The following is a 22912-nucleotide window of genomic DNA, read 5'->3' on the forward strand; positions in this document are numbered from 1 at the left end:
TATACTGATTGGTATAACCAGCTATCTCAACTAGACGTTAGCCAGAGCCCCAAGCTCAGTAAACTCTGAATCACAGACAATAAAATCAGTGTGCTAGATGTGAGCAAAAAACCTAAACTGCGTAAGCTCTAGGCAACCGGTAACCGATTACTGCAATTGATATCAGCCACAATCCAAAACTCAATGACTATGAGTTTGATGCTACAACTAAGGTAAGCGAATAATTAACGCAAAAAAAAGCCGCTAATAGCGGCTTTTATTGTTTTACATTACTGTAATAACAAGAATCTAGAACGGGATATCATCATCCCAACCATCATCCAGATCTGGCGTCACATTCTGTTGTGGCTGAGGAGCTGGACGCTGTTGTGGTGCAGCCTGTGGCTTAGGTGCATATCCACCTTGAGCTGGAGCCGCTTGTTGTGGTTGCTGATAACCGCCCTGTTGTGGCGCCGACTGCTGTGGCTGCTGGTAGCCACCTTGTGCAGGAGCAGCCTGAGGCTTAGGAGCATAGCCCCCTTGCTGTGGCGCTGACTGCTGCGGCTTTGGTGCATAACCACCTTGCTGTGGCGCTTGCTGCTGTGGTTGCTGATAACCACCTTGAGCTGGAGCACCTTGACCTTGACCACGGCCACCTAACATCTGCATTTGACCGCCTTGATCGACAACCACTTCAGTGCTGTAACGATCTTGACCACTTTGATCTTTCCACTTACGGGTTTGCAGTTTGCCTTCAAGGTAAACTTGAGAGCCTTTACGCAGGTACTCACCAGTGATTTCAGCAAGCTTGCCAAACATCACTACGCGGTGCCATTCAGTGCGCTCTTGTTTCTGACCACTTTGATCTTTCCAAGACTCACTTGTCGCCACGGTAATGTTGGCTACGGCATTGCCGTTCGGCATGTAACGAACCTCAGGATCTTGTCCTAAGTTACCCACCAAAATTACTTTATTGACACCACGACTGGCCATTGAAATCTCCTGCTAAATTTTAAAATTTTTACTAATCGACAGAGCGTAACACAGCTTAGGCTACTCTCAAATCGAAAAGCTTAGCAACTTTTAAATAAGCCAGATTAATCGCTAGAGCTATGCTGGTAGTTAATGATCTCAGTCAGCGCTAACTGACGATTTTTAAAGAGATTAGCGTGTAAAATAGGAGATTAGCTAATGAGTAAGGGATAAAGAGTAAAGCAGCAGGTGCTCTACTATATTTTTGATACTACGTAGTTATCAATTTTGACTCATTGGTGTCTACTAGATAGCAGAAAGCCCAAATGGTAGCACTCAGGCTTTAATTTCGTCTGCAGCAATAACATTATCAACGCTTGCAGTCCTTTTCATCTTTTGGCGTTAACGGATCTTCAAAGCAAAGATTATGAACCTGTTTTGTATATTCGCGCTGCACCTGCTCTTTCTCAAGCTGCAGTTTTTGCTGCTTATTATAAAGCGCTAAACGCTCATCGAGTTCGCGTTCAACCTCAGCGGCATAAGCCGCTTTACATTCAAAATCAGTACTGCCACAAACAGGGGCTGCATTAGCATCATTGACAAGAATGAAACTCAGCATTGCTGCAGGAACAACTACCGAAAAAAAGTTCGCCAGCTTAGACTTTCTCTTTTTTAACAGTGGCAGTTCAGGTAGAAGCAGATATCGAGTCAGGCATGGCATTTACGGCAGGTTATTCGCTTAGATATCGATACGGATGAATATACCTGTAATGCAGTATTCGATTCCAGCAGGTTTTCTGTCAGGTACACTTTCTAGCAAGGGGCTTACGCCTGCTTAGAAAGCTAACGTTAAGAGCAATATTACTGTTAAATAACGCAATATTGCTCTCTCAATTGAGTGGCGACTTCGAGTCTTTGTTAGGTGATAGAGCCTAATACCGCTCGTGCAGCTTTTAAATCAAACTCATCATCTACTTTTAAATAAGCGACTTTTTCTTCTAGTACCACGATGGCCTCAGACACGCCGGCTAGTGCTGATAGCTCTGTCGCCATCGCTTTGGCAGACTGCTTATCTGACACGTCAGCTTCCAGTGTATAACTCTTCAATAGTACTGGGTTCTTCATTCCAAATGTCAGTAAGAACCAAATGGCCATCAAGCCCAATGCAACGGCGAAAACGCCCTCTGCACCAACAAGTTGATATGCACCGCCACCCAGCAAACCACCGCAAAAGGCACCTAAAAACTGACTCGTTGAGTACACGCCCATTGCTGAACCTTTATCTCCGACAGGACAGAATTTAGCAATCAGGCTCGGTAAAGAGGCCTCAAGGTAATTAAAGCCAGTAAAGAACAATACTACAGCAATGCTCAATACCATCAGGTTGTTAGCGAACAACGCCATAGAGCCTAGGGCTACCATCATAATTAACAAAGCGACTTGGAACATCCCCTTCGTATTATTGCGTTTAACCCCAATAATAATCAGCGGCACCATTAAGAAAAAGGCCCCCATAAATGCTGGGAAATACAGCATCCAATGTTCCTCTTTGGCAAGTCCAGCATCGACGAGATCCAAAGGCAGTGCCACAAACACCGCAGTCAGCACTAAGTGCAGAATAAAGATACCGGCATCGAGTCTAAATAACTGCGGATCAACCAACATCCGACGCAGTTTTTCAGGTGCCGCTACCGTATCGCCTTTCGGCGCTTGTGAAATCGGATTAGGCACTAATAACTGCACGATTAACATGCCTAAAACAGCCAGACCGGCCGTCATAAAGAACAGACCAGATAGGCCTAAGTGCTGGGCAACAATAGGGCCGACAAGTAATGATAAGGCAAAGGAAAAACCAATACACATACCGATAATAGCCATCACCTTGGTGCGCTGTTCATCGCGAGTTAAATCAGCAGCTAATGCCAGCACAGCGGCAGCGATTGCCCCCATACCCTGCAGGGCTCGGCCAGCTACCACACCGTAAATAGTGTCTGCGTTGGCAGCCACTAAACTACCGAGGGCAAAGATCAGTAAACCTATTAAAATAATAGGCTTGCGGCCGTATTTATCAGATAAAATCCCCATAGGGATTTGTAAAATAGCTTGTGTTAAGCCATAAGCACCAATAGCAATACCCACCCATAACGGTGAAAAGCCTTCTAGGTGCTGCCCATAAAGTGCGAAGACAGGCATGATCATAAACAGACCCATCATGCGCAACCCAAATACACTGGCTAAAGAAAACGCTACTTTTTTCTCAGTCTTCGAAAGTCCGTTATTGGCCATTGCCCCCGCCCTGATCAGTGAACTCTAAATAAGGGGCGCAGTTTATCACGAAGTTTTTCAATAGCCCAAAAGGAAAAGTAAAAGATGTATAGTCAACCCCCCTTTTAACCATTAGCAGCAAACCCGCATGCATGCTTGGTTTTGCTAACTTTTCCTGTCAATACGCTATATTTCTCCTACAATTGATAGCTGACTTTGTCTATTGCCTAAGGCAAATTTGTGAGATACTTAACCACTTTTTTCGGCTTTGAGATCTGAACGCTAGATGGAAAATATTGAAGTACGTGGCGCTCGTACCCACAATCTTAAAAACATCAACCTAACCATACCTCGCGACAAGCTTATTGTTATTACCGGGCTATCAGGTTCTGGAAAATCATCTTTAGCATTCGATACCTTGTATGCAGAAGGTCAGCGACGTTATGTTGAGTCACTCTCAGCCTATGCTCGTCAGTTTTTAAGCTTGATGGAAAAGCCCGATGTTGATCACATCGAAGGCTTGAGCCCTGCTATATCTATCGAGCAGAAGTCAACCTCGCATAACCCACGTTCGACCGTGGGGACTATCACCGAAATCTATGACTATTTGAGACTGCTGTTCGCCCGAGTTGGCGAGCCACGCTGCCCAACTCACGGCGAGCCATTAGCTGCACAAACCGTCAGCCAAATGGTAGACAAAGTATGCGAAATGCCAGAAGGCAGTCGCCAAATGCTGCTTGCCCCTGTGGTTAATGCACGTAAAGGCGAACACGTAAAGCTACTAGAGAGCCTATCGGCGCAAGGCTATATTCGTGCTCGTATAGACGGCGAAGTGTGTGATTTAACCGATCCACCAGAACTCGACTTACATGTTAAGCACACTATTGAAGTGGTCGTCGATCGCTTTAAAGTCCGCGATGACATTAAGCAGCGTTTAGCAGAATCATTTGAAACCGCCCTTGAGCTATCAGGCGGAATAGCCAAAGTCACCAGTATGGATCCTGTCGAAGGCCATCAGAAAGCAGAAGAACATGTGTTCTCTGCAAACTTTGCCTGTCCCGTTTGTGGCTACTCTATGGCGGAACTTGAGCCGCGCATTTTTTCATTCAACAATCCGGCAGGGGCATGTCAAACCTGTGACGGTTTAGGTGTGCAGCAGTATTTCGATCCTGAAAGAGTGATCACCAATACTGAACTGTCACTCGCTGGCGGCGCAATTCGAGGCTGGGACAGACGCAATTTTTATTACTTCCAAATGCTCAGCTCATTAGCTGAACATTATAAGTTTGATATCGAAAAACCATTCGAACAGCTAACCGACGATGTCAGAAACATCGTGCTTTACGGGTCAGGTACCCAAAGCATCGCCTTCAAGTATATTAATGATCGCGGCGATGTCGTGGTTCGAAATCATCCTTTCGAGGGGATTTTGAATAACATGGACAGGCGCTATCGCGAAACTGAATCGAATGCGGTTCGCGAAGAGTTAACTAAGTTTATCAATACCCAATCATGTAAAAGCTGTGGTGGTTCCCGCTTGCGCGAAGAAGCACGTAATGTGTTCATTGAAGAGTTGAACCTACCGGTGTTAACACAGTGGTCTATTGGCGAAGCCATGGATTACTTTGAACAGCTTGAGCTGACAGGCCAACGTGCACAAATAGCTGACAAGATCCTTAAAGAAGTGCGCGATCGTTTAGGCTTCTTGGTTAATGTTGGCCTTAATTATCTTAGTTTATCTCGCTCTGCCGACACTTTATCTGGCGGTGAAGCGCAGCGTATTCGTCTTGCTAGCCAGATTGGTGCAGGACTCGTTGGGGTAATGTACGTACTCGATGAACCTTCTATTGGCCTGCATCAGCGCGATAATGAGCGCCTTCTGCAAACGCTTATTCACCTGAGAGATCTCGGTAATACCGTTATCGTGGTTGAGCATGATGAAGATGCTATCCGTATGGCGGATCATGTCATCGATATTGGCCCTGGCGCCGGTGTCCATGGTGGACAAGTTATCGGCGAAGGTACCCTTAAAGACCTGCTTGAGTGTAAAGAGTCTATCACTGGCCAGTATTTATCCGGTGAAAAACAGATCCACATTTCAACCGAGCGAACCCAATATGATCCTAACAAGCTCATCGAGTTATTTGGTGCCACAGGTAACAACCTCAAAGATGTTGATCTGCAGATCCCTGTAGGACTGTTTACCTGTATTACTGGTGTATCCGGCTCAGGTAAGTCAACGCTAATCAATGACACCTTCTATAAGATTGCCCATATCGAGCTCAATGGCGCTACCGTTGATGAACCCTCACCGTACAAGAGTATTGTCGGGATGGATCATTGCGATAAAGTGGTCGATATTGATCAAAGCCCCATTGGCCGTACACCACGCTCGAACCCCGCGACTTACACGGGGATTTTCACCCCTATTCGCGAACTGTTTGCGGCCACTCAAGAATCTCGTACTCGTGGTTATCAGCCTGGTCGATTCTCATTTAACGTTAAAGGTGGACGCTGTGAAGCCTGCCAGGGTGATGGACTGATTAAAGTCGAAATGCACTTTTTACCAGATGTATATGTGCCTTGTGATAGCTGTAAAGGTCAACGTTATAACCGTGAAACCTTAGATGTTCGCTTCAAGGGTAAGAATATTCACGAAGTGCTACAAATGACCGTTGAAGAAGCGAGACCTTTCTTTGATGCCATTCCAGCTGTTGCTCGTAAACTGCAAACACTTATGGATGTAGGTTTGTCCTATATTCGTTTAGGCCAAAGTGCAACAACACTTTCTGGTGGTGAGGCGCAACGAGTCAAGCTGGCTAAAGAGCTGTCTAAAAGAGATACCGGCAAAACCTTATATATCTTGGATGAGCCGACAACAGGTCTGCACTTTGCAGATATTCAACTGTTATTGGATGTATTGCATCGTCTTAAATCTCATGGCAACACCATAGTGGTGATTGAGCATAATTTAGATGTGATAAAAACCGCGGATTGGATTATCGATCTGGGGCCAGAAGGTGGTTCAGGCGGAGGGACTATTTTGGTAGCTGGTACTCCTGAAGTTGTCGCTGAGAATACAGAATCACACACAGCACGCTTTTTAAAGCCACTTTTAGCGAAGTAAGAGATCATCAAGTTTAATGACAAGCAGTAATATTTTATTAACCTCAGGCCTAGTGGTAACGCTAGGCCTACTTGCTATGGTTGTAGTCGATCCATTATTTGGTCAATGTGCTTCAACTGAAGCCAGAGTCATTAGTAGCGACCAACAAAGCAGCACGATATCCCTACCCAATGGCTCAGTAGCCCGAGTAGATGTCGGCAACTTAGCGCCGCAATCCCAAGTAATGGTGGGCGCAAAACAACGGCTTTTTTCAGGTACACACGAGTACAAGTTAAAGTTGTCGAATATTGAAAAATCGGCTGAAAATCAACAAAGTGAGTAAGAGTATCGCTATTTAAAGTCATTACCTGTAGGTTGAGTAGCTGTTGTAATGGCTTTTTGCATATATAAAGGGACAGTTAAATGCAAAAATTAACGATTCTCTTAGTTATTATTACCACTCTAAGCCTGAATGCCTGCAGTTCAACCTCCCAATGCCAAAAGCAGCCCAAGACTTTATGGGCTGACCAAGCACAGATTAGTCGCGATATACATAAACTAGCTTCGACTGAATTAGCAGGCCGAAAGACGGGCTCTGAAGGTGCTGCGTTAACAAGAGATTATCTCATTCAACGGTTTCAACAAGTCGGGCTTGAGCCTTGGCAAGGTGATTTCCAACATCCATTTAGCTTTACTAAATCGTTTAATGACAGGGTGGGGATTAATATTGCTGGTGTATTACTCGCCACTACACCAACCAGTAAATGGCGAGTTGTTCTCGCTCATTATGACCATCTTGGCCACAAAGGCTCACGCATATACTTTGGCGCCGACGATAATGCCTCAGGAGTGGCGGGCTTGCTGCAACTTGCGCAGCACGCCGCTAAAAAAGGCAGCCCCATAAACTTACTTTTTGTTGCTACCGATGCGGAAGAGCCAGGGCTTTATGGCGGCTATGCACTTACAGATGAATTAAATAACATCAGCAGCCAACCACAAATACCCCAGATTGAACTGGCTATCAATTTAGACATGATTGGCCGACCCGATCGTCGCAATGCTATCTATATCGAGGGTGCAAGGCGATTTGACTCATTCGATGAAATGCAGCAAATAATGACCAAATCCAACCAATTATGCGTCAGAACCAGTCAACCAAGATCATTCGATGGTAGTGTCATTAGTGTTGACCTTTTACGTGCATCAGATCACTACGCAATACACAAAGTAGGGATCCCTTGGCTTTACTTTGGCGTACCAACCCATAAGGATTACCATCAACCTAGTGATACTGCAGATAAAATAGATATTAACTTTGTCGCCGCTACAGCGGAATCTGCTTACCAACTGTTGGTTATCGACAGTTTTCTGCTAAAAAACAGCCTGTAAACATCACTTTTATTGAATTTTATTTTACTGTAAGCCGCTAACTGGCCTAGTAATTGCTTTGATTATAGATAAAAATAGCATCATTAAATGGTAATACCAATTACACCCTGCTATAATAGTCGGCTTACTGATACGTTTTCGGTGCGGGAAGTCGACACGGGGTTGATTTTCTGTCTATAAACATAAGTGCTTTATTGCACTCTGCTATTCCACAAGGCTACAACCCATGTCATCCAGTGAAAAAACTTTCCGCGAACTCGGTCTTGCCGAGCCTTTGTTGCGTGCTCTTGATGAGCTCGGTTACGAAAAACCAACTCCAATCCAAGCTGCGAGTATCGATCCTCTCATGGCTGGAAAAGATATTTTAGGTCAAGCGCAAACAGGTACAGGTAAAACAGGTGCATTTGCACTGCCTCTACTAAACAGCATTGATCCAAATACTAATTCTCCACAAATTTTAGTACTTGCCCCAACACGTGAACTTGCCGTTCAGGTTGCTGAAGCATTTGGCAGCTACGCAAAATTCATGAAAGGTCTCCACGTTCTACCTATTTATGGTGGACAGAGCATGCATCAACAACTGAATGCTTTGCGTCGCGGACCACAAATCATTGTGGGTACTCCAGGCCGAGTTATGGACCATATGCGTCGTGGCACTCTTAAACTAGAGTCACTAAAAGCAATGGTACTTGATGAAGCTGATGAGATGCTAAAAATGGGCTTCATCGATGATATCGAATGGATCCTTGAGCACACACCTAAGCAACGTCAACTTGCGTTGTTCTCAGCGACTATGCCTGAGCAAATTAAGCGTGTTGCTAACAAATATTTATCTGAGCCTGTACACGTTAAAATCGCAGCAACAACCACCACTGTTGAAACGATTGAACAGCGCTTTGTACAAGTATCACAGCACAACAAACTAGAAGCGTTAGTTCGCGTCCTAGAAGTCGAGAAGACTGAAGGTATTATTATCTTCGTTCGTACTCGTAATAGTTGTGTTGAGCTAGCTGAAAAGCTAGAAGCTCGTGGCTACGCTTCATCACCACTGCATGGTGATATGAACCAGCAAGCACGTGAACGTGCTGTTGACCAACTTAAGCGCGGCAAGCTAGACATCATCATCGCGACTGATGTTGCGGCTCGTGGTCTTGACGTTGAGCGTATCGGACACGTAGTTAACTACGATATCCCATATGATACTGAAGCTTATGTTCACCGTATTGGCCGTACTGGCCGTGCTGGTCGTACAGGTATGGCGATTCTTTTCGTTACACACAGAGAAATGCGTATGCTACGCACTATCGAACGTGCAACTAAGAGCCGCATCTCTCCAATGGATGTCCCTAGCCCAGAAACAGTGACCGAGCGTCGTCTGTCTCGTTTAGGTGAGCAAATTGGCGAAGTCATCGCTAAAGATTCTTTAGACTTCATGAAAGGCGCTGTTGCAAAACTTTGCCAAGAACTAGAAGTTGATACCGATGTACTTGCAGCAGCTTTACTACAGCAAGTTCAGAAAGATCGTCCATTACAGTTACCGTCAATGAACGAACGTCAGCGCGATAGCCGTGATGACCGCAACTCTCGTGACCGTAACGACCGAGCACCTCGTGATCGTGGTGATCGTCCTCGTCGTGAATCTCGTCCAACGCCATCAAGCATTGGTTCAGCAGACTCACTGAAGGATAATCCAGATGTTAAAATGTGCCGTTACATCATCGACGTAGGTCGTGATAATGGTGTTGGCGTTGGTAACATCGTTGGTGCTGTTGCAAACGAAGCAAACATCGACAGCCGTTACATAGGTCAAATCCAGTTATTTGATCAAGTCACTGCAATCGACTTGCCAGACGGCATGCCAAAAGATGTACTTGCGCACCTTAAGAAAGTACGTGTATGTGGCCGCCCATTGAACATTCGTGAAGCTGCGGGTGAGAAATTCGAGAACACTTCAGGTGGCGATAGCCGTCCTCCACGTCGTCCTCGTAAACCTTCTGGTGACCGCCGTCCTTCTGGTGACAGAAAGCCGCACCGTAAAGGTCCAGCAAAAGACGCTGAGTAATATTTAGCGCGAGGTTGTTAACACTTCGCGTTTTATAAAATGAAAAGGAACCTTATGGTTCCTTTTTTTGTAGCTCAATATCATGGCTTAGGACTTTATCTGAAGGCCTAATCAACTTGTTTATAGAGCTGACGCTCCTCTTGCAGCTTCAATTTTTTTATACACGCCTGACATAAACAAGATTTAGTCTCTAACACGCTATTAGCTAGCTTTTCCCTATCTAGCACAGTCTTAGCGGGAAATGGTTGCGAGAGGCACCAGCACTGCTCAATACTCTCGCCTTGCTGCACGGCGCAGCGATTTTTAGATTGGCATAGTGGACAGGTAGTAGCGTCTAGAGTCATTCATTTCACCTGCTATTTTATCGATCCGCTGGATGATTAATGCCATCGGGCATGGCTATATTAGTCAGTTCATATGGATTAACCCCATCAATGCATCCCACGTTCACACCAAATTGATTAGGATTAGATCGACGTTGATGATGGGTGTAAATACCACAGACACTACAAAAATAATGCTTAGCGGTGAAGGTATTAAATTGATACAGCGATAGCTTGTCATTACCACTAACAACCTTGAGCCCATCAAGTTCAGCAGAAGTCACTATGGTGCCTCGACGGCGACACATAGAGCAGTCACAGCGCCTTAAGTCTGTCACCCCTTGTGGGAGGTTTAGAGACAACTTCACTGCGCCACAATGACAACTGGCGGTATGTGTTTGCTTCAATAGCTTTACTCCAAATATCAGAACCAAATTTAATGTAACAAAAAGGGCTCGCGCTAGCGAACCCTGTTGATTTTGTACAGTACATTAAACGGCTTAGTCACTGCGTTTAGGGTTGATAGGGTAAGCTTTACTGCCTAGCTCTTTATGCCCATTTACGCTGCTACCGTAATAGCCTTGGTGCTTATGGTACTTCTCTTTCAGTGCTTTAATATCACCCTCAAACCTAGGATCTTGTGGCCGCTCTTGAGCATTAATGAAGGCAGCAACATCCCATGCATCTTGGTTACTTAGCTGGTAACTTTTACCAAATGGCATATTTTCATAGATAAAATAGGCTGCGGTATTAACTCTATGCATACCCGCGCCCCAATTGAAGCTCTGAGGGCCCCACAGAGGCGGCAGAGAGTAAACACCCGATGTTTCATAACCTTGACCATCATTACCATGACAAGACTGACAATGCGCCACATACACCTTCTTGCCACGCTCTGGGGAATAGGCTTGAGCAGGCTTGGCAATTTTCGGATAACCTTTACCCGGCAAAGAGGCACGCTGCTCAAGCGTCATGGCATTTTTAATTGATTCTGGTAAAGGAATTTCGTCGCGCTTGCCACCCTTTAGCAGTTCGCCATCAGATAATTCCGGCACCGCGCTATCAATTCCAGCTTGCTGCATCAAACCACTCATTCCTAACCAGTATGAGTAAGCCGACAAAGCGATAAGTTCTTTACTGGCCGAGGCTGGCGGTTTGCCATTCATTGAATAAGTAAAACACCCCTGCAACCGCTCTTCAAAACTATTTACTTTATCGTTCTTTTTCCGGTACGCCGGGTAAGCAAAATAGGCCGCCCATAATGGTGCAGCATTAGCACGGCGCCCCGCATCCATATGGCAATTAGAACAATTAAGATTATTACCTACGTAGGCATCTCTCATCTGCTGAGAGTTAACAAATAGCTGGTAACCAAGGCGAACTTTATCGCCAAATGCGCCCTCAGGAATGGTACTAAATGGCGCAGGTGTTAGGTATAATTGTCCTTCCTGCTTAGCTTTAGCATCGAGCTCTGCTTGTTTATCGGGTAGCTCTTCTGCCTGTATAACAGCACTCAATCCAAAATTGAAAGACAGACTGATAACGAGCCAACTTAAATGATGTAATTTCATGGTTAACTCCTTATTTCAATTCTGAAAAATATTTGGCTAATGCATCAATTTCTGCACTGGTGAGCTTGTCTGCAATGGTGCCCATCACGCCATCCTGATCGCCACTTCGGGTATCTTTCTGCCAAGCAAGTAACTGGCTCTTAATATAAGACGCTTGTTGGCCTGCAAGCCTTGGAAACTCACCAACACCATGCCCTGAAGGCCCATGGCAGGTGACACACGCAGGAATGACCCGTTGCCAATCGCCCTGATAAACTAACTGCTCAGTTGGATCTGTATAGACTGCTTGCTCACCTCTTAAATGTGGCGTAACCACAGGTACATCAAAGGCAGAGAAATACTCCGCAACCGCGACAATAGCATCCCCTTGCAAGGTCATCGCCATCGGCTGCATTGTTGAATTTTGCCTTTTACCTGACTGGAATAGTTTAATCTGCTTAACGATATAGTCGGATGGGAGTCCTGCTAGTCGAGGACCTAAAGGTTCAACACCTTGCCCTTGAGGACCATGACAACTGCCACACAGCGCAGCCTGAGGCGGCATAGCAGCATAAGATGCACTACTCAACATGAGTAAAGCCGACATTATGAATCCACGTTTCATTATCACACCTCCATCTATAGATATGTTAACAATAGCGTTTTTGAAAATATTTGCTTAACTAACGACAACTAAAACTCAAGAAAATTTAACTTCATAAGCTAAAGCTCGACACTCCAGTCTAGCAATGCAAGCAGCAAAAGGATCTTCTTTCGTGCACTCCATAACCACTATGCCATTGCCTCCAATTTGCTGAACTTGGAATTTAAGGTTATCTACAACTTTGGAATATACAGGCGGAGGAGTGTTTATAGTTTGGCAATATGAGGCATTAACATCACCAATCATCTGTGAGTCATGGTTATAAACCTCTTCAACAGAGTATTCTACGACTTTACTTGCCTCGTAAGCATCAACAACATAGGAAGGAGTTAAATTGGTGCGAAACTGGACGCCCTGACAAGCCGTCATGCCCAGAACCATAAGCAATATAGCAAGGTATTTTATGTGATTTTCCATAATCAAACTTGTCTTATGTTGAAGAATACCCAAATAATCTAGCAGCTTAATAGTCCCTACTCAACTAATGAACAACTCAAAATAAGACCAATTCCTTTGGGACCACAGCGTTACTTTAATCACACTTAATGGCGACTCAACTTATGGGCCAGAGTAAATGCGGCTCAACCTAATTTAACTAAATAAGGTTAGCGTTAATAAGTGGAGAGATTTCATAAAATGCTGAGAGCAACTATAGCTTTGTCTAGTTAAAATATTTGTCTCATGCAATTGTCAGATAATCGACTTTTAGAGCTCTACTGCTGACAACTCTAAACAGGTATAGCCGGTAATAAAAAAGTGCATTCCATAAACTGAAATGCACTTACTATTAGTTGACGATAACTTGCTTAAAGTAGCTACTCTTGCAGTAAGTCTCGGCAAATATGCGCCAGGTCAGATTGTACTGCCGCAGCGGTAACCTGACGACCCGCACCGGGTCCACGAATAATAAGCGGGTTGTCCTGATAGAATTTACTGCGGATAACAAATACATTATCCCCAGGGGTCAAATTAGCATATGGATGACTATTATCAACCCATTGTAAGCTCACTTCAGCCTTAAGCTTGCCATCGACTCTGTCTAATGCAGCGACGTAACGCAGCACTTTATCTTGCTCAACTGCTGCAAGATATTGCTGTAACATGTCTTCATCTAACTCATTTATACGCGATAAAAATTGCTCAAGCGGCAACTCAGCAAGATGCGCAGGTACCAAAGATTTCAGTTCTATATCTTCAAGCTCTATCTCTAAACCAATTTCACGAGCCAAAATAAGCAATTTGCGCTGCATGTCGCGACCAGACAGGTCATCTCGCGGATCGGGTTCGGTGATCCCAAGTCCACGCGCATCGACGACTAGCTCAGAGAAAGGTTTAACGGCATCGTAGTTTTCAAATAACCAACATAGAGTGCCAGAAAAAATCCCACCAACCGCTTCAATGCTGTCGCCACTATTGTGCAGATCATTAATCGCATGCTGCACGGGCAGACCGGCACCACAACTGGCGTTATAACGCCAAAATAATCGGCGATTCCCCAACTGTAGCTTCAACTCGCGATAAAAAGGTAATGGGCCAGAGCCTGCAAGCTTGTTAGCACTTACAACATGAATACCACGGGCAAAAAACTCAGGGTATTGCAATGTAAGATCAGCACTCGCACTGATATCAAGCGCTACAACCTCATCGCATTCAAGTCCCTGCAACTCTTCAAAAAGATGGCTGTACTGCCATGGCGTTGCCTGTTGTTCAAATTCGCTTCTCCAGCTATCAAGGGCTATGCCCTTATCGCTGATCAAAGCTTTACGTGAACTCACCAGCCCCACTAAATCAACACTTGCTTCAAGCTCTTTATTTAATGCAGTTCTAGCGCCATCAAACAGATCTATCCACGCCTCACCAATATTGCCTACACCTAACAACAGTACACCAATACGTTTGCGCGGGCCTGCGCAGCGACGATGTACCTTCTGAGTGAGCAAGTTCACCTGCGTCTGTGGCACCAACGTCACTAAACTCATACCGTCATTAAACAATGGACGTGCATTACGACTTAACAGTCTGGCAAAACCACGGCGGTAGAGGTCTGCATCAGCACTGACTAAGGCAACTAATCCCAGATCGTCTCTTACCTGAACATCTGTAATTCCCAAGTCATCGCTATTGGCATCAAGCAGCGCTTGGACTTGCTTCTGGTTCTCAAGCGTAACGGTTAATTCAACGCGCTTCTGTGCCAACGACCAGTGAGCTAATGGATATAGCCCTGAATCAATCAATAGATTAAGTAGTTCAGAGAAAGCACCATTCAACTGGATATTAAACAGATACACACTATTAAGGTTGGTTACTACAGGTGCACTAGCTGAAGAGCTTTTAGGCGCAATCAAGGTAAAGTCTGTATGAGACGCATAACTAGAGCGTACTGCTAGGCTAACTTGGGTATCAAATAGCGGCTGCAAAGTGCGGTTATGCAATACTGGCGAGCCTAAATGGGCTAAGCGATTAGCTTCATCTAACGACAAGCTACTCAATAGTTTCGCGTCATTGATTTTGTTGGGGTCGGCGTTAAATACACCTTCAACATCAGTCCAAATAGTTACCCGTTCGATATCGGCTAGGCTTGCGATCAAGGTAGCACTAAAATCTGAACCGTTACGGCCCAGAAGCAAGGTGTCACCATTGTCATTTGCACAGATAAAGCCAGTAATAATCAGTCGCTCGTTAGGGTGAGCGGCAATCCGCTTTTGTACTCTTTGACGTGACTCTTGCAATCTAATCTGTGGCACTGCGCCTTCATCAGCTATCAATAAAGTACGTGCATCTACGTCAGATGCAGCAACCCCAGACTCGCGCAGTAACGCTGCCAATAAGCGGGATGACCAGCGTTCACCAAAGCTCACCACTTGGCTGCTCTGGTAATCATTGATAGCCGTTAATGAAAGTAAGCTTATCAACTGCGCTTTATCATTCGACAGTCGCTCTCTTAAGGAGCGAGCTTGCTCATTAGATAACAACTGTTCTATCAGCTTTTGTTGAAAACTGATTAAGGTTTGCAGCTCTTCCTGCCAAAGCTGCTTAGTCGTGCTCAGCTCAAGCAGGCGGTAGAGAAAATTGGTACTTTTACCTGCTGCGGAAACCACAACTAGATCATCACTATGACCATGAGTCAGGAGAATATGTGCAACGCGACGGTAACAGTCTGCGTCGGCTAAACTGGAGCCACCAAATTTATGTAAGTGACAACGTGCCATCCTAAACCCCTTTAATTAACAAGCTACAGCTGCATTAAGCGCAGCTTCAATATCAGCAACAAGATCGTCAGCATCTTCAATACCAACAGAAAGACGGATAAGGGTGTCTTTTACCCCCGCCTCTGCACGCGCTTCTGGTTCCATCGCTCTATGCGTCATGGTTGCAGGCACCGCCACTAGACTTTCTACTCCTCCGAGGCTTTCTGCAACAGAGAAATAATTAAGATTTTTTAAGAAAGCGATTAAGTGCTCTTCACCGCCCTTCAGCTCAAAGCTAAGCATGGCACCGAAGCCCTTCTGCTGCTTAGCGGCAATTTCATGGCCTGGATGATCTGCAAGGCCCGGATAATAGATCTTTTCCACTGCACTATGAGCGCTAAGAGTAGCAAGAATACGCTGGGCATTGGCTTGATGCTCACGAATTCTCACTGCAAGTGTTCGAATTCCGCGCAATGTAAGGTAACTATCAAATGCACCACCCGTTAGCCCAAGCGTATTGGACCACCAATGCAGTAACTCACCCAACTCTTCATCTTTAGCCACCACAGCGCCGCCCACTACATCGCTGTGACCATTAATGTATTTGGTGGTTGAGTGAATAACAATATCTGCGCCAAGTAAAAGCGGTTGCTGCAAGATAGGCGATAGGAAGGTGTTATCAACGACAACTAATGCGCCAACTTCATGGCTAGCCGCGCTAATCGCTTCGATATCAACAACCCGTAATAATGGGTTTGAAGGGGTTTCTAGCCAAACCATTTTAGGTTGTTTAGCAATTGCGCTAGCTAACGCGGCGGCATCAGTTTGATCGACCACCTCTAGCTTAAACTGACCTTTCTTAGCCAGATTGGTAAATAAGCGGTAACTGCCACCATAACAATCATGAGGCACCACTAGTAAGTCATCAGGACCAAGCAAACTTGTCGCTAAAGTAATTGCCGCCATTCCAGTGCATGTCACCACGCCAGTACAACCTTTTTCTAGTTCAGCAATCGCGTCACCAAGAATGGAGCGAGTTGGGTTACCTGAGCGGCTGTAATCAAAATCTCTTGGATTTTTGTGACCATCAAAGGAATAATTTGTAGAGAGGTATATGGGAGGTACAACTGCACCATGTTGGGTATCGGACTCAATGCCTTGGCGCACAGCAGCGGTGGCTAGTTTACGCTCGGTCATGTACTACTCCTCGGTCTACATTTTCTTATTAGGGATGTCTGGACGTCTAAATGTACCTAAGCTATCCACCCTCGTCAACCAATTTAGCCGTTTAGACGTCCAAGCATTTAGAAATCTATTTGCATTTGTCATAAAATAGAGGCAATAATTTGACTGCGCTGCATAAGGGGTTAAAATCTGCCCCGCATTTTAAAATTACAGGTGAGTCAATGACTGAGTGGAACGGCGATTATATCAGCCCATATGCTGAACACGGAAAAAAGAATGAGCAAGTGAAAAAAATTACTGTCTCTATTCCTTTAAAAGTACTCAAAGTGCTTACCGATGAGCGTACACGCCGCCAAGTGAACAACTTACGTCACGCCACCAACAGCGAATTACTCTGTGAGGCGTTTCTACACGCGTACACAGGTCAACCGCTGCCAAATGATGGTGACCTTTCAAAAGATAAGCCTGACAGCATGCCTGCAGAAGTTAAGCGCCTCATGGATGAAATGGGTATCGAGTGGGAAGAGCTCGAATAACCAAGTGATGACATTGAGGACCTTAGGTGGTCCTCTTTTGATTTTATAGCGCTCTCTATTAATACCGATCCATTGTTACTGAACGGTTTTGCAAGCAATGCAGACAGCGATTTAATAATGTCTGTTTTTTGGCTATAGCGACTTATACCTTAATTCACAAGGTTGTCATTGCAATCTAGTCTACACCAGTAGCCTTAACTAAGATTGCACTCCTACTCGCTCTGCGCCTCGTTGAGTGAGTTTTAAAGCCATTACGGGGCTAAATAGATGTTAGATCCAAGCACACTGATTCTCGCTTCACTGATCATATTTTGTGGTGCATTAACTCAAAGCTTAATTGGCTTTGGCTTAGCTGTGGTCGCCAGCCCACTACTTTACATTATCGAGCCCTCTCTTGTACCAGCCCCAGTGATTTTGATGGGTTTTTCAATCGCTGCATTAACGTTGTTTAGAGAAAGGGGACAACTTGAGTTCAATGGACTGCAATATGCGTTACTCGGGCGTATTCCTGGTGGGACCTTAGGTGCGATGCTTATTCTAACCGCACCTCAAGCGGTTCTGGGGCTTGCTATAGCCTTTATTGTGGCCTTGGCGGTTGGCTTAAGCCTACTCAAGTTTAGTCTGCCTGTTAATCGTTTTACATTGTTTATGGCAGGGATCTTGTCCGGTGTATTTGGCAATATAGCCGCCATTGGTGGACCGCCACTGGCGATATTACTTGCGGGTAAAGATGCTGCTCAATTTAGAGCGGCACTATCAGCATTCTTTATTTTCAGTTCTATGATCGCCTTAACTATTCTAGGGTTCGCTGGACTATTAAAGCTTGAACATTTGTGGGTTTCTTTGATGTTACTGCCGTCAGTTATACTCGGCTATGTGGTGGCAGGGAGACTGGTAGGCAAAGTTGATAAACAAAAAACCAGAACTTTCACTCTGGTCTTGTGTAGTTTAAGTGCAGTGATTTTGACGATTAAGTCTATTATTGAGTTAAGTTAGGCTCATTACCGATAACGGCCTCAATTTTAGAAATGATAAGAGGTCTGCAATACTCCACCTAATGCTTCATCATTGCCAAACATACCAGTAAAGTCTAAGAAGAAAGATTCACCAATGGTAAAACCAGAACCAATAGAGTAAATGTTAGCAGTAGAGTCTTTCATGTCATGACGGTAACCCAGTCGTAGCGACATCCAATCAAAGGCTCTAACTTCACCGCCAATGCGCCAATACTGTGTACCATCAAGTTCTTTAAACTTCTTATTCTCAACCAAGTCGACGTCGGTGGTGACCGTTAGCTTTCTCCAGTCATACGCCACACCGGCGGTGACCAATGGCTCAACTCTGTAGGTAAACTTATTACCTTCAACTTCATTAGTTTCCACATCTTGGCTGATAAGATTACGCCCTGATAAACCAAACACTAAGCCATTAAGAGGTTCAATAGCAAAACCCACATCGACATTGAAATTAGTTTCATCATTACGATATTCAACGTCATCAAAGTCACTGGCCGAGAAGTTATTGGCGTTAGCAATGTAGTTATAGGTATCGATACGTTGGAACTTTGGCGAGATCCCGACAGAAATCGGCATATTAACGATAGAAAGTGGAAAGCTTAATGCGACACCTAAATCAGATACTGCACCACCAATCACTTGCCCTTCTGATAATAAATCTGTCACTTCTGGTGGATTAACAGGATCGAGAGCCGCAAGCGCATCGATATCGGCTTGAGCAATATTGGCAGCCCCAACCGCATTAACATAACTCTTGTAAAAGATGGCTATCGGCATTCTTTGATGAGGAATAGCAACGCTAAACCCAAGACCTGCACTGGCATATGCCGATGTTCCCTTTAGAGATTCTAAGTCCAGAATCAATTCATCTCGGTAAACATCGATATCGGCACTATTTCCAGCATCAATCGATGCCGCCAGTCCGTCATAGGAATCAATAAGCGAATCGAACTTGTCGATCATGTTGTCGCTATCTGCCATATCAACACCTAAAACAGGCATAAGCAATACAGCAGAGTTATCTTTATGGGCATTTATTCCAAGTAGAGCGGGGTTTACGAATGCAGCGCCTTCATGGTTCGATGCCGCAACACCTGCACCGCCCATAGCATCACTACGTGCTTCATAATATTCTTGGCCTGAGTAGGCAAAAAAACTGGGGATCAAGGTACACAGTAGCGCTAGTTTACGTAGTTTCATCCATTCCGCCCTTTTTATTTCCTTAACGCTTTAACACCAATACGGCCCAAATCGAAAAAAGGTCTTAAATTGTTTTTTCTTATTAGAGTTATTCTAAGCCAAAAATAACAACTAAGGGATAAATTTTAACGTTAAAGACACATTTTTATTACCAGCCAATATTAACTCAGGTCAATGTGGGTTCAATAGGCTTGCAGAATGATGAAGAAAAATGACGATAAAACGCATATAACTACGATATATCAGAACCTTAAAACTCATGCTCTGACTTGCTTATTTAGCGTCACCTAAAGCTAAGTTCTAAGCCGTTTACCCGTTAATTGAACAGGCTAATGAGTACAATGCTCTCGCCTAAACTGCGATGGGCTCTTGCCGAATAGGCGCTGAAACTGGCGACTAAAATAGCTATGGTCATTAAAGCCTGTTTCTTGGGCAATATTCGCAATACTTTCATTAGTCTCAATCAGCAATCGACGCGCGCTTTCTAGCCTCACCTCATTGATAAACTGTTTCGGTGTTTGCCCTAAATGCTTAGTAAATCGTCGCTCTAGGGCGCTAATAGAAAGATGTGCTGTCTGTGCTAGCTCAGTTAAAGTAATCGGTTGCATATAGTTCTCTTTAATAAATGCTACCGGAACTTTCAGCGCATCCATGCTGCTTAGGGTCAGAGAGGTTTTCTGCAAATGTCGTGATATACCATAGGAACCAACCACCTCACCTGTATCATTTATAATTGGCCGTTTAGAAGTAATAAACCACGCAACCTCCTGGCCTTTAAGACGATTCATCTCCAACCGGTCATTAACCCGATTACCTCGCATTACTTTTTGATCATCGTTAATAAATTGCCGGGCAATATGCGGCTCAGAAAAATCAAAATCATTACAGTGATAGATCTGCGCCTGTGTCTGCACGCCAACATGTTCAAGAAAGTACTGATTAGCGTAGATAAACCGACTATCTGAATCCTTCACCCAAAACAGTATATCGGGCATAAGATCGAAGGCTTCCACCAGCTGCCTTAGTAAAAGTATTTGATTTAACTCGTTTGGCCACTTATTCCGCTGATGCACAAGCATCTCCACTTATTACAATTTTTTATAGAAATTGAACAACGACTTACAAAAGGCATAAAATATACCACGCCGATTTTGTCATATAATAAACCGAAATCATAATAACCCTATTAGTAACACTTAGATAACATAAGTTAATCACTGCAGTAAGGTTAAATTTAAACATGCGCAAAATTAGAATGGGAATGGTCGGCGGAGGCCAAGGAGCCTTTATTGGAGAGATCCACCGAATGGCCGCTCGGCTTGATGGACAGTTTGAGCTAGTTTGTGGCGCCTTCAGTGCCGACCCATTTAAATCGTTAGTCTCTGGTAAAAATCTCTATCTAGCACATGAACGTTGTTACGCCAGTTATGAGCAGATGTTTATTGAAGAGTCCAAACTCGATGAAAGTGTTCGCATGGATGTCGTGGTAATCGTCACTCCAAACCACTTGCATTACCCTGTAGCCAAAATGGCGCTGGAGTATGGCTTCCATGTTATCAGCGATAAACCTGCAACCATAAACCTCGCTCAGGCAGTCGCATTAAAACAACAACTACTCAGCAGTGATCTACTTTATGGCTTGACCCATACCTACAACGGCTACCCTATGGTCAAGGAAGCTAAACACCGCATCGCCAGTGGCGAGCTTGGTACCATTCGCAAAGTATTGGTGGAATACTCCCAAGGCTGGTTATCGTCTCAAGATGACGAAGACAGTAAACAGGCTGCTTGGCGCTTAGATCCACAGCAATCAGGTATAAGCTGTTGCGTTGGTGATATCGGCGTGCACGCCGCCAATCTTGCTGAGTATGTCAGTGGTTTGTCTATTGAGCAGGTATGCGCAAACTTAAGCAGCAATGTCGAGGGTCGCGTTCTCGATGATGATGCCAGTATAATGCTTAACTTTAACTCCGGTGCTCATGGTGTGTTGCTTAGCAGTCAAATAGCGATAGGTGAAGAGAACCGCCTTACACTGCGAATTTACGGTGATAAAGCCAGTCTTGAATGGTCACAAATGGAGCCAAACAGCCTTATCATAAAACGTCCCGATGCCACCTCAGTGATCCGCACCGGTGTCGGCGCTATCAGTCCGCTTGCAGCTGTATGTACCCGCACTCCAGCGGGCCATCCAGAAGGTTATATTGAAGCCTTTGCCAATATTTATAAGCAGTTTGCCGCGAAATTAAATGCCAGACTCGACAATCTTCCTGAAAGCGCTTTTAGTCTTGATCTCCCTGGCATTGATGCCGCTATAACGGGAATGGCCTTTATTGAAGGTGTTGTGTCCGCCAGCCAAGGGGAAGCTAAGTGGCACAGGCTAGCAAACACTGAGCTTGGAGTGCAGAGCTAATGCAGCAGATTAAAGGCCCTGCGATTTTTCTGGCACAATTTATGGCTGATAACGCCCCTTACAACTCACTAGACTCGTTATGTCAGTGGGCTGCGGATAAAGGTTTTAAGGGCATCCAGCTGCCTACCGACCCCAAGCTGTTTGATCTCGAGCAAGCGGCCAGCAGTCAACGTTATTGCGACAGCATCACTCAAGTTGTGGCTAGCCACGGTCTTACTATCACCGAACTGTCAACCCATCTACAAGGCCAACTCGTAGCAGTCCATCCAGCATACGACGCTATGTTTGACAGCTTTGCACCGCCGCAATATAGAGAAAACCCGGCGGAGCGAACCCAATGGGCTATTTCTCAACTAAAGCATGCCGCCATTGCCAGCCAGCGCTTAGGCCTTAAAGCACATGCAACTTTCTCTGGCGCCCTGCTGTGGCAAACGATTTACCCGTGGCCGCAGCGACCTTCAGGATTAGTTGAGCTTGGCTTTAAAGAGCTAGCCGTACGTTGGCGACCGATTTTAGATGCATTTGATACCGCGGGTGTCGATGTCTGTTTTGAGCTGCATCCAGGTGAAGACCTGCATGATGGCGCCAGCTTCGAGCGCTTTCTGGCCGAAGTAGACTTTCATCCACGCGCCAATATTTTGTACGATCCGAGTCACTTTGTACTACAGCAGCTAGACTATCTGGCTTTTATCGATATCTACCATGAACGCATCAAAGCATTCCACGTCAAGGATGCTGAGTTCAACCCCAATGGCCGCTCTGGAGTATATGGTGGCTATCAATCATGGCAGGAGCGCCCCGGACGATTCCGCTCGTTGGGTGATGGTCAAATCGACTTTAAAGCCATCTTTAGCAAGCTCACCCAATATGGCTACCAAGGCTGGGCAGTGCTTGAGTGGGAGTGCTGCTTGAAACACCCTGAAGAGGGTGCCAGTGAAGGTGCTAAATATATCGAGCAGCAACTGATAAGGCCAACCGACAAACAGTTTGATGACTTTGCCGCGGTTGAAACCAATCTCACATTTAATCAAAAGCTACTTGGGCTTTAACCATAAGGACATGAGCAA

General features: G+C 45.0%; 20 protein-coding genes. 8 read left to right on the forward strand and 12 right to left on the reverse strand.

The window, feature by feature from the left end:
* Positions 1 to 288: 288 nt before the first annotated feature.
* The 3 genes from ssb to AB4135_RS18340 all read right to left on the reverse strand — a co-directional run bounded on the left by ssb (position 289) and on the right by AB4135_RS18340 (position 3237).
* Complete coding sequence (ssb, locus tag AB4135_RS18330; protein ID WP_371994896.1) at positions 289 to 972, reverse strand: single-stranded DNA-binding protein; 684 nt, start codon at positions 970 to 972, stop codon at positions 289 to 291.
* A 349-nt stretch (positions 973 to 1321) separates the two neighbouring features.
* The gene (locus AB4135_RS18335; protein WP_371994897.1) at positions 1322 to 1672 is read right to left on the reverse strand and encodes a hypothetical protein; all 351 of its coding nucleotides are present in this window, start codon (positions 1670 to 1672) and stop codon (positions 1322 to 1324) included.
* A 197-nt stretch (positions 1673 to 1869) separates the two neighbouring features.
* Positions 1870 to 3237: an MFS transporter gene (locus tag AB4135_RS18340; protein ID WP_371994898.1), complete on the reverse strand. Its 1368-nt coding sequence runs from the start codon at positions 3235 to 3237 to the stop codon at positions 1870 to 1872.
* A 265-nt stretch (positions 3238 to 3502) separates the two neighbouring features.
* On the opposite strand from AB4135_RS18340, the gene uvrA reads away from it, so the two are divergent.
* The 4 genes from uvrA to AB4135_RS18360 all read left to right on the forward strand — a co-directional run bounded on the left by uvrA (position 3503) and on the right by AB4135_RS18360 (position 9773).
* Entirely contained in the window at positions 3503 to 6343 is a 2841-nt protein-coding gene (uvrA, locus tag AB4135_RS18345; RefSeq protein WP_371994899.1) for an excinuclease ABC subunit UvrA, read from the forward strand.
* 16 nt (positions 6344 to 6359) lie between these two features.
* The gene (locus AB4135_RS18350; RefSeq protein ID WP_371994900.1) at positions 6360 to 6665 is read left to right on the forward strand and encodes a hypothetical protein; all 306 of its coding nucleotides are present in this window, start codon (positions 6360 to 6362) and stop codon (positions 6663 to 6665) included.
* Positions 6666 to 6745: 80 nt separating this feature from the next.
* Positions 6746 to 7711, forward strand: coding sequence for a M28 family peptidase (locus tag AB4135_RS18355; protein ID WP_371994901.1), 966 nt, complete (start codon positions 6746 to 6748; stop codon positions 7709 to 7711).
* A 226-nt stretch (positions 7712 to 7937) separates the two neighbouring features.
* Positions 7938 to 9773: a DEAD/DEAH box helicase gene (locus AB4135_RS18360; RefSeq protein ID WP_371994902.1), complete on the forward strand. Its 1836-nt coding sequence runs from the start codon at positions 7938 to 7940 to the stop codon at positions 9771 to 9773.
* A 107-nt stretch (positions 9774 to 9880) separates the two neighbouring features.
* On the opposite strand, the gene AB4135_RS18365 is transcribed toward AB4135_RS18360, so the two are convergent.
* The 7 genes from AB4135_RS18365 to metB form a co-directional block, all read right to left on the reverse strand.
* On the reverse strand, positions 9881 to 10117 hold the full coding sequence (locus tag AB4135_RS18365) for a cysteine-rich CWC family protein (RefSeq protein WP_371994903.1): 237 nt from the start codon (positions 10115 to 10117) through the stop codon (positions 9881 to 9883).
* 17 nt (positions 10118 to 10134) lie between these two features.
* Complete coding sequence (locus AB4135_RS18370; protein ID WP_371994904.1) at positions 10135 to 10530, reverse strand: GFA family protein; 396 nt, start codon at positions 10528 to 10530, stop codon at positions 10135 to 10137.
* A gap of 66 nt (positions 10531 to 10596) precedes the next feature.
* On the reverse strand, positions 10597 to 11667 hold the full coding sequence (locus AB4135_RS18375) for a c-type cytochrome (protein WP_371994905.1): 1071 nt from the start codon (positions 11665 to 11667) through the stop codon (positions 10597 to 10599).
* 10 nt (positions 11668 to 11677) lie between these two features.
* Positions 11678 to 12253 carry a cytochrome c gene (locus tag AB4135_RS18380; RefSeq protein WP_371994906.1) on the reverse strand — a complete coding sequence of 192 codons (576 nt, stop codon included), beginning with the start codon at positions 12251 to 12253 and terminating at the stop codon, positions 11678 to 11680.
* Positions 12254 to 12346: 93 nt separating this feature from the next.
* A complete protein-coding gene (locus AB4135_RS18385; RefSeq protein ID WP_371994907.1) occupies positions 12347 to 12727 on the reverse strand; it encodes a hypothetical protein in 381 nt (126 codons plus the stop codon).
* A 398-nt stretch (positions 12728 to 13125) separates the two neighbouring features.
* The gene (locus AB4135_RS18390; protein ID WP_371994908.1) at positions 13126 to 15519 is read right to left on the reverse strand and encodes a bifunctional aspartate kinase/homoserine dehydrogenase II; all 2394 of its coding nucleotides are present in this window, start codon (positions 15517 to 15519) and stop codon (positions 13126 to 13128) included.
* Positions 15520 to 15534: 15 nt separating this feature from the next.
* Positions 15535 to 16695 carry a cystathionine gamma-synthase gene (metB, locus tag AB4135_RS18395; RefSeq protein ID WP_371994909.1) on the reverse strand — a complete coding sequence of 387 codons (1161 nt, stop codon included), beginning with the start codon at positions 16693 to 16695 and terminating at the stop codon, positions 15535 to 15537.
* A gap of 209 nt (positions 16696 to 16904) precedes the next feature.
* Here metB and metJ point away from each other — a divergent pair, with 209 nt between their 5' ends.
* Both metJ and AB4135_RS18405 read left to right on the forward strand, forming a co-directional pair.
* Complete coding sequence (gene metJ, locus AB4135_RS18400; RefSeq protein ID WP_020914530.1) at positions 16905 to 17219, forward strand: met regulon transcriptional regulator MetJ; 315 nt, start codon at positions 16905 to 16907, stop codon at positions 17217 to 17219.
* Positions 17220 to 17486: 267 nt separating this feature from the next.
* Positions 17487 to 18215 carry a sulfite exporter TauE/SafE family protein gene (locus AB4135_RS18405; RefSeq protein ID WP_371994910.1) on the forward strand — a complete coding sequence of 243 codons (729 nt, stop codon included), beginning with the start codon at positions 17487 to 17489 and terminating at the stop codon, positions 18213 to 18215.
* A gap of 26 nt (positions 18216 to 18241) precedes the next feature.
* Here AB4135_RS18405 and AB4135_RS18410 read toward each other — a convergent pair whose 3' ends face one another.
* Both AB4135_RS18410 and AB4135_RS18415 read right to left on the reverse strand, forming a co-directional pair.
* Positions 18242 to 19435: a conjugal transfer protein TraF gene (locus AB4135_RS18410; RefSeq protein ID WP_371994911.1), complete on the reverse strand. Its 1194-nt coding sequence runs from the start codon at positions 19433 to 19435 to the stop codon at positions 18242 to 18244.
* 329 nt (positions 19436 to 19764) lie between these two features.
* Positions 19765 to 20508 (reverse strand): helix-turn-helix domain-containing protein, encoded by a 744-nt coding sequence (locus AB4135_RS18415; protein WP_371994912.1) that lies wholly within the window; start codon positions 20506 to 20508, stop codon positions 19765 to 19767.
* A 167-nt stretch (positions 20509 to 20675) separates the two neighbouring features.
* On the opposite strand from AB4135_RS18415, the gene AB4135_RS18420 reads away from it, so the two are divergent.
* Together AB4135_RS18420 and AB4135_RS18425 are read left to right on the forward strand one after the other, a co-directional pair.
* Positions 20676 to 21845, forward strand: coding sequence for a Gfo/Idh/MocA family protein (locus AB4135_RS18420; protein ID WP_371994913.1), 1170 nt, complete (start codon positions 20676 to 20678; stop codon positions 21843 to 21845).
* Positions 21845 to 22894, forward strand: a complete 1050-nt coding sequence (locus AB4135_RS18425; protein WP_371994914.1) for a sugar phosphate isomerase/epimerase family protein — start codon at positions 21845 to 21847, stop codon at positions 22892 to 22894. The genes AB4135_RS18420 and AB4135_RS18425 overlap by 1 nt, the downstream gene beginning before the upstream one ends.
* Positions 22895 to 22912 lie beyond the last annotated feature (18 nt).

This window comes from Shewanella sp. 10N.286.54.B9, from assembly GCF_041468565.1.
GTDB lineage: Bacteria > Pseudomonadota > Gammaproteobacteria > Enterobacterales > Shewanellaceae > Shewanella.

Excerpts from the sequence above, each read along its gene's own strand:
- metJ (WP_020914530.1), top strand. The coding sequence starts at position 16,905 with ATGACTGAGTGGAACGGCGATTATATCAGCCCATATGCTGAACACGGA.
- AB4135_RS18425 (WP_371994914.1), top strand. The coding sequence starts at position 21,845 with ATGCAGCAGATTAAAGGCCCTGCGATTTTTCTGGCACAATTTATGGCT.
- AB4135_RS18410 (WP_371994911.1), bottom strand. The coding sequence starts at position 19,435 with ATGAAACTACGTAAACTAGCGCTACTGTGTACCTTGATCCCCAGTTTT.
- AB4135_RS18350 (WP_371994900.1), top strand. The coding sequence starts at position 6,360 with ATGACAAGCAGTAATATTTTATTAACCTCAGGCCTAGTGGTAACGCTA.
- AB4135_RS18375 (WP_371994905.1), bottom strand. The coding sequence starts at position 11,667 with ATGAAATTACATCATTTAAGTTGGCTCGTTATCAGTCTGTCTTTCAAT.
- AB4135_RS18335 (WP_371994897.1), bottom strand. The coding sequence starts at position 1,672 with ATGCCATGCCTGACTCGATATCTGCTTCTACCTGAACTGCCACTGTTA.
- AB4135_RS18380 (WP_371994906.1), bottom strand. The coding sequence starts at position 12,253 with ATGTCGGCTTTACTCATGTTGAGTAGTGCATCTTATGCTGCTATGCCG.
- uvrA (WP_371994899.1), top strand. The coding sequence starts at position 3,503 with ATGGAAAATATTGAAGTACGTGGCGCTCGTACCCACAATCTTAAAAAC.
- AB4135_RS18355 (WP_371994901.1), top strand. The coding sequence starts at position 6,746 with ATGCAAAAATTAACGATTCTCTTAGTTATTATTACCACTCTAAGCCTG.
- AB4135_RS18340 (WP_371994898.1), bottom strand. The coding sequence starts at position 3,237 with ATGGCCAATAACGGACTTTCGAAGACTGAGAAAAAAGTAGCGTTTTCT.
- AB4135_RS18390 (WP_371994908.1), bottom strand. The coding sequence starts at position 15,519 with ATGGCACGTTGTCACTTACATAAATTTGGTGGCTCCAGTTTAGCCGAC.
- ssb (WP_371994896.1), bottom strand. The coding sequence starts at position 972 with ATGGCCAGTCGTGGTGTCAATAAAGTAATTTTGGTGGGTAACTTAGGA.
- metB (WP_371994909.1), bottom strand. The coding sequence starts at position 16,695 with ATGACCGAGCGTAAACTAGCCACCGCTGCTGTGCGCCAAGGCATTGAG.
- AB4135_RS18360 (WP_371994902.1), top strand. The coding sequence starts at position 7,938 with ATGTCATCCAGTGAAAAAACTTTCCGCGAACTCGGTCTTGCCGAGCCT.
- AB4135_RS18420 (WP_371994913.1), top strand. The coding sequence starts at position 20,676 with ATGCGCAAAATTAGAATGGGAATGGTCGGCGGAGGCCAAGGAGCCTTT.
- AB4135_RS18405 (WP_371994910.1), top strand. The coding sequence starts at position 17,487 with ATGTTAGATCCAAGCACACTGATTCTCGCTTCACTGATCATATTTTGT.
- AB4135_RS18385 (WP_371994907.1), bottom strand. The coding sequence starts at position 12,727 with ATGGAAAATCACATAAAATACCTTGCTATATTGCTTATGGTTCTGGGC.
- AB4135_RS18365 (WP_371994903.1), bottom strand. The coding sequence starts at position 10,117 with ATGACTCTAGACGCTACTACCTGTCCACTATGCCAATCTAAAAATCGC.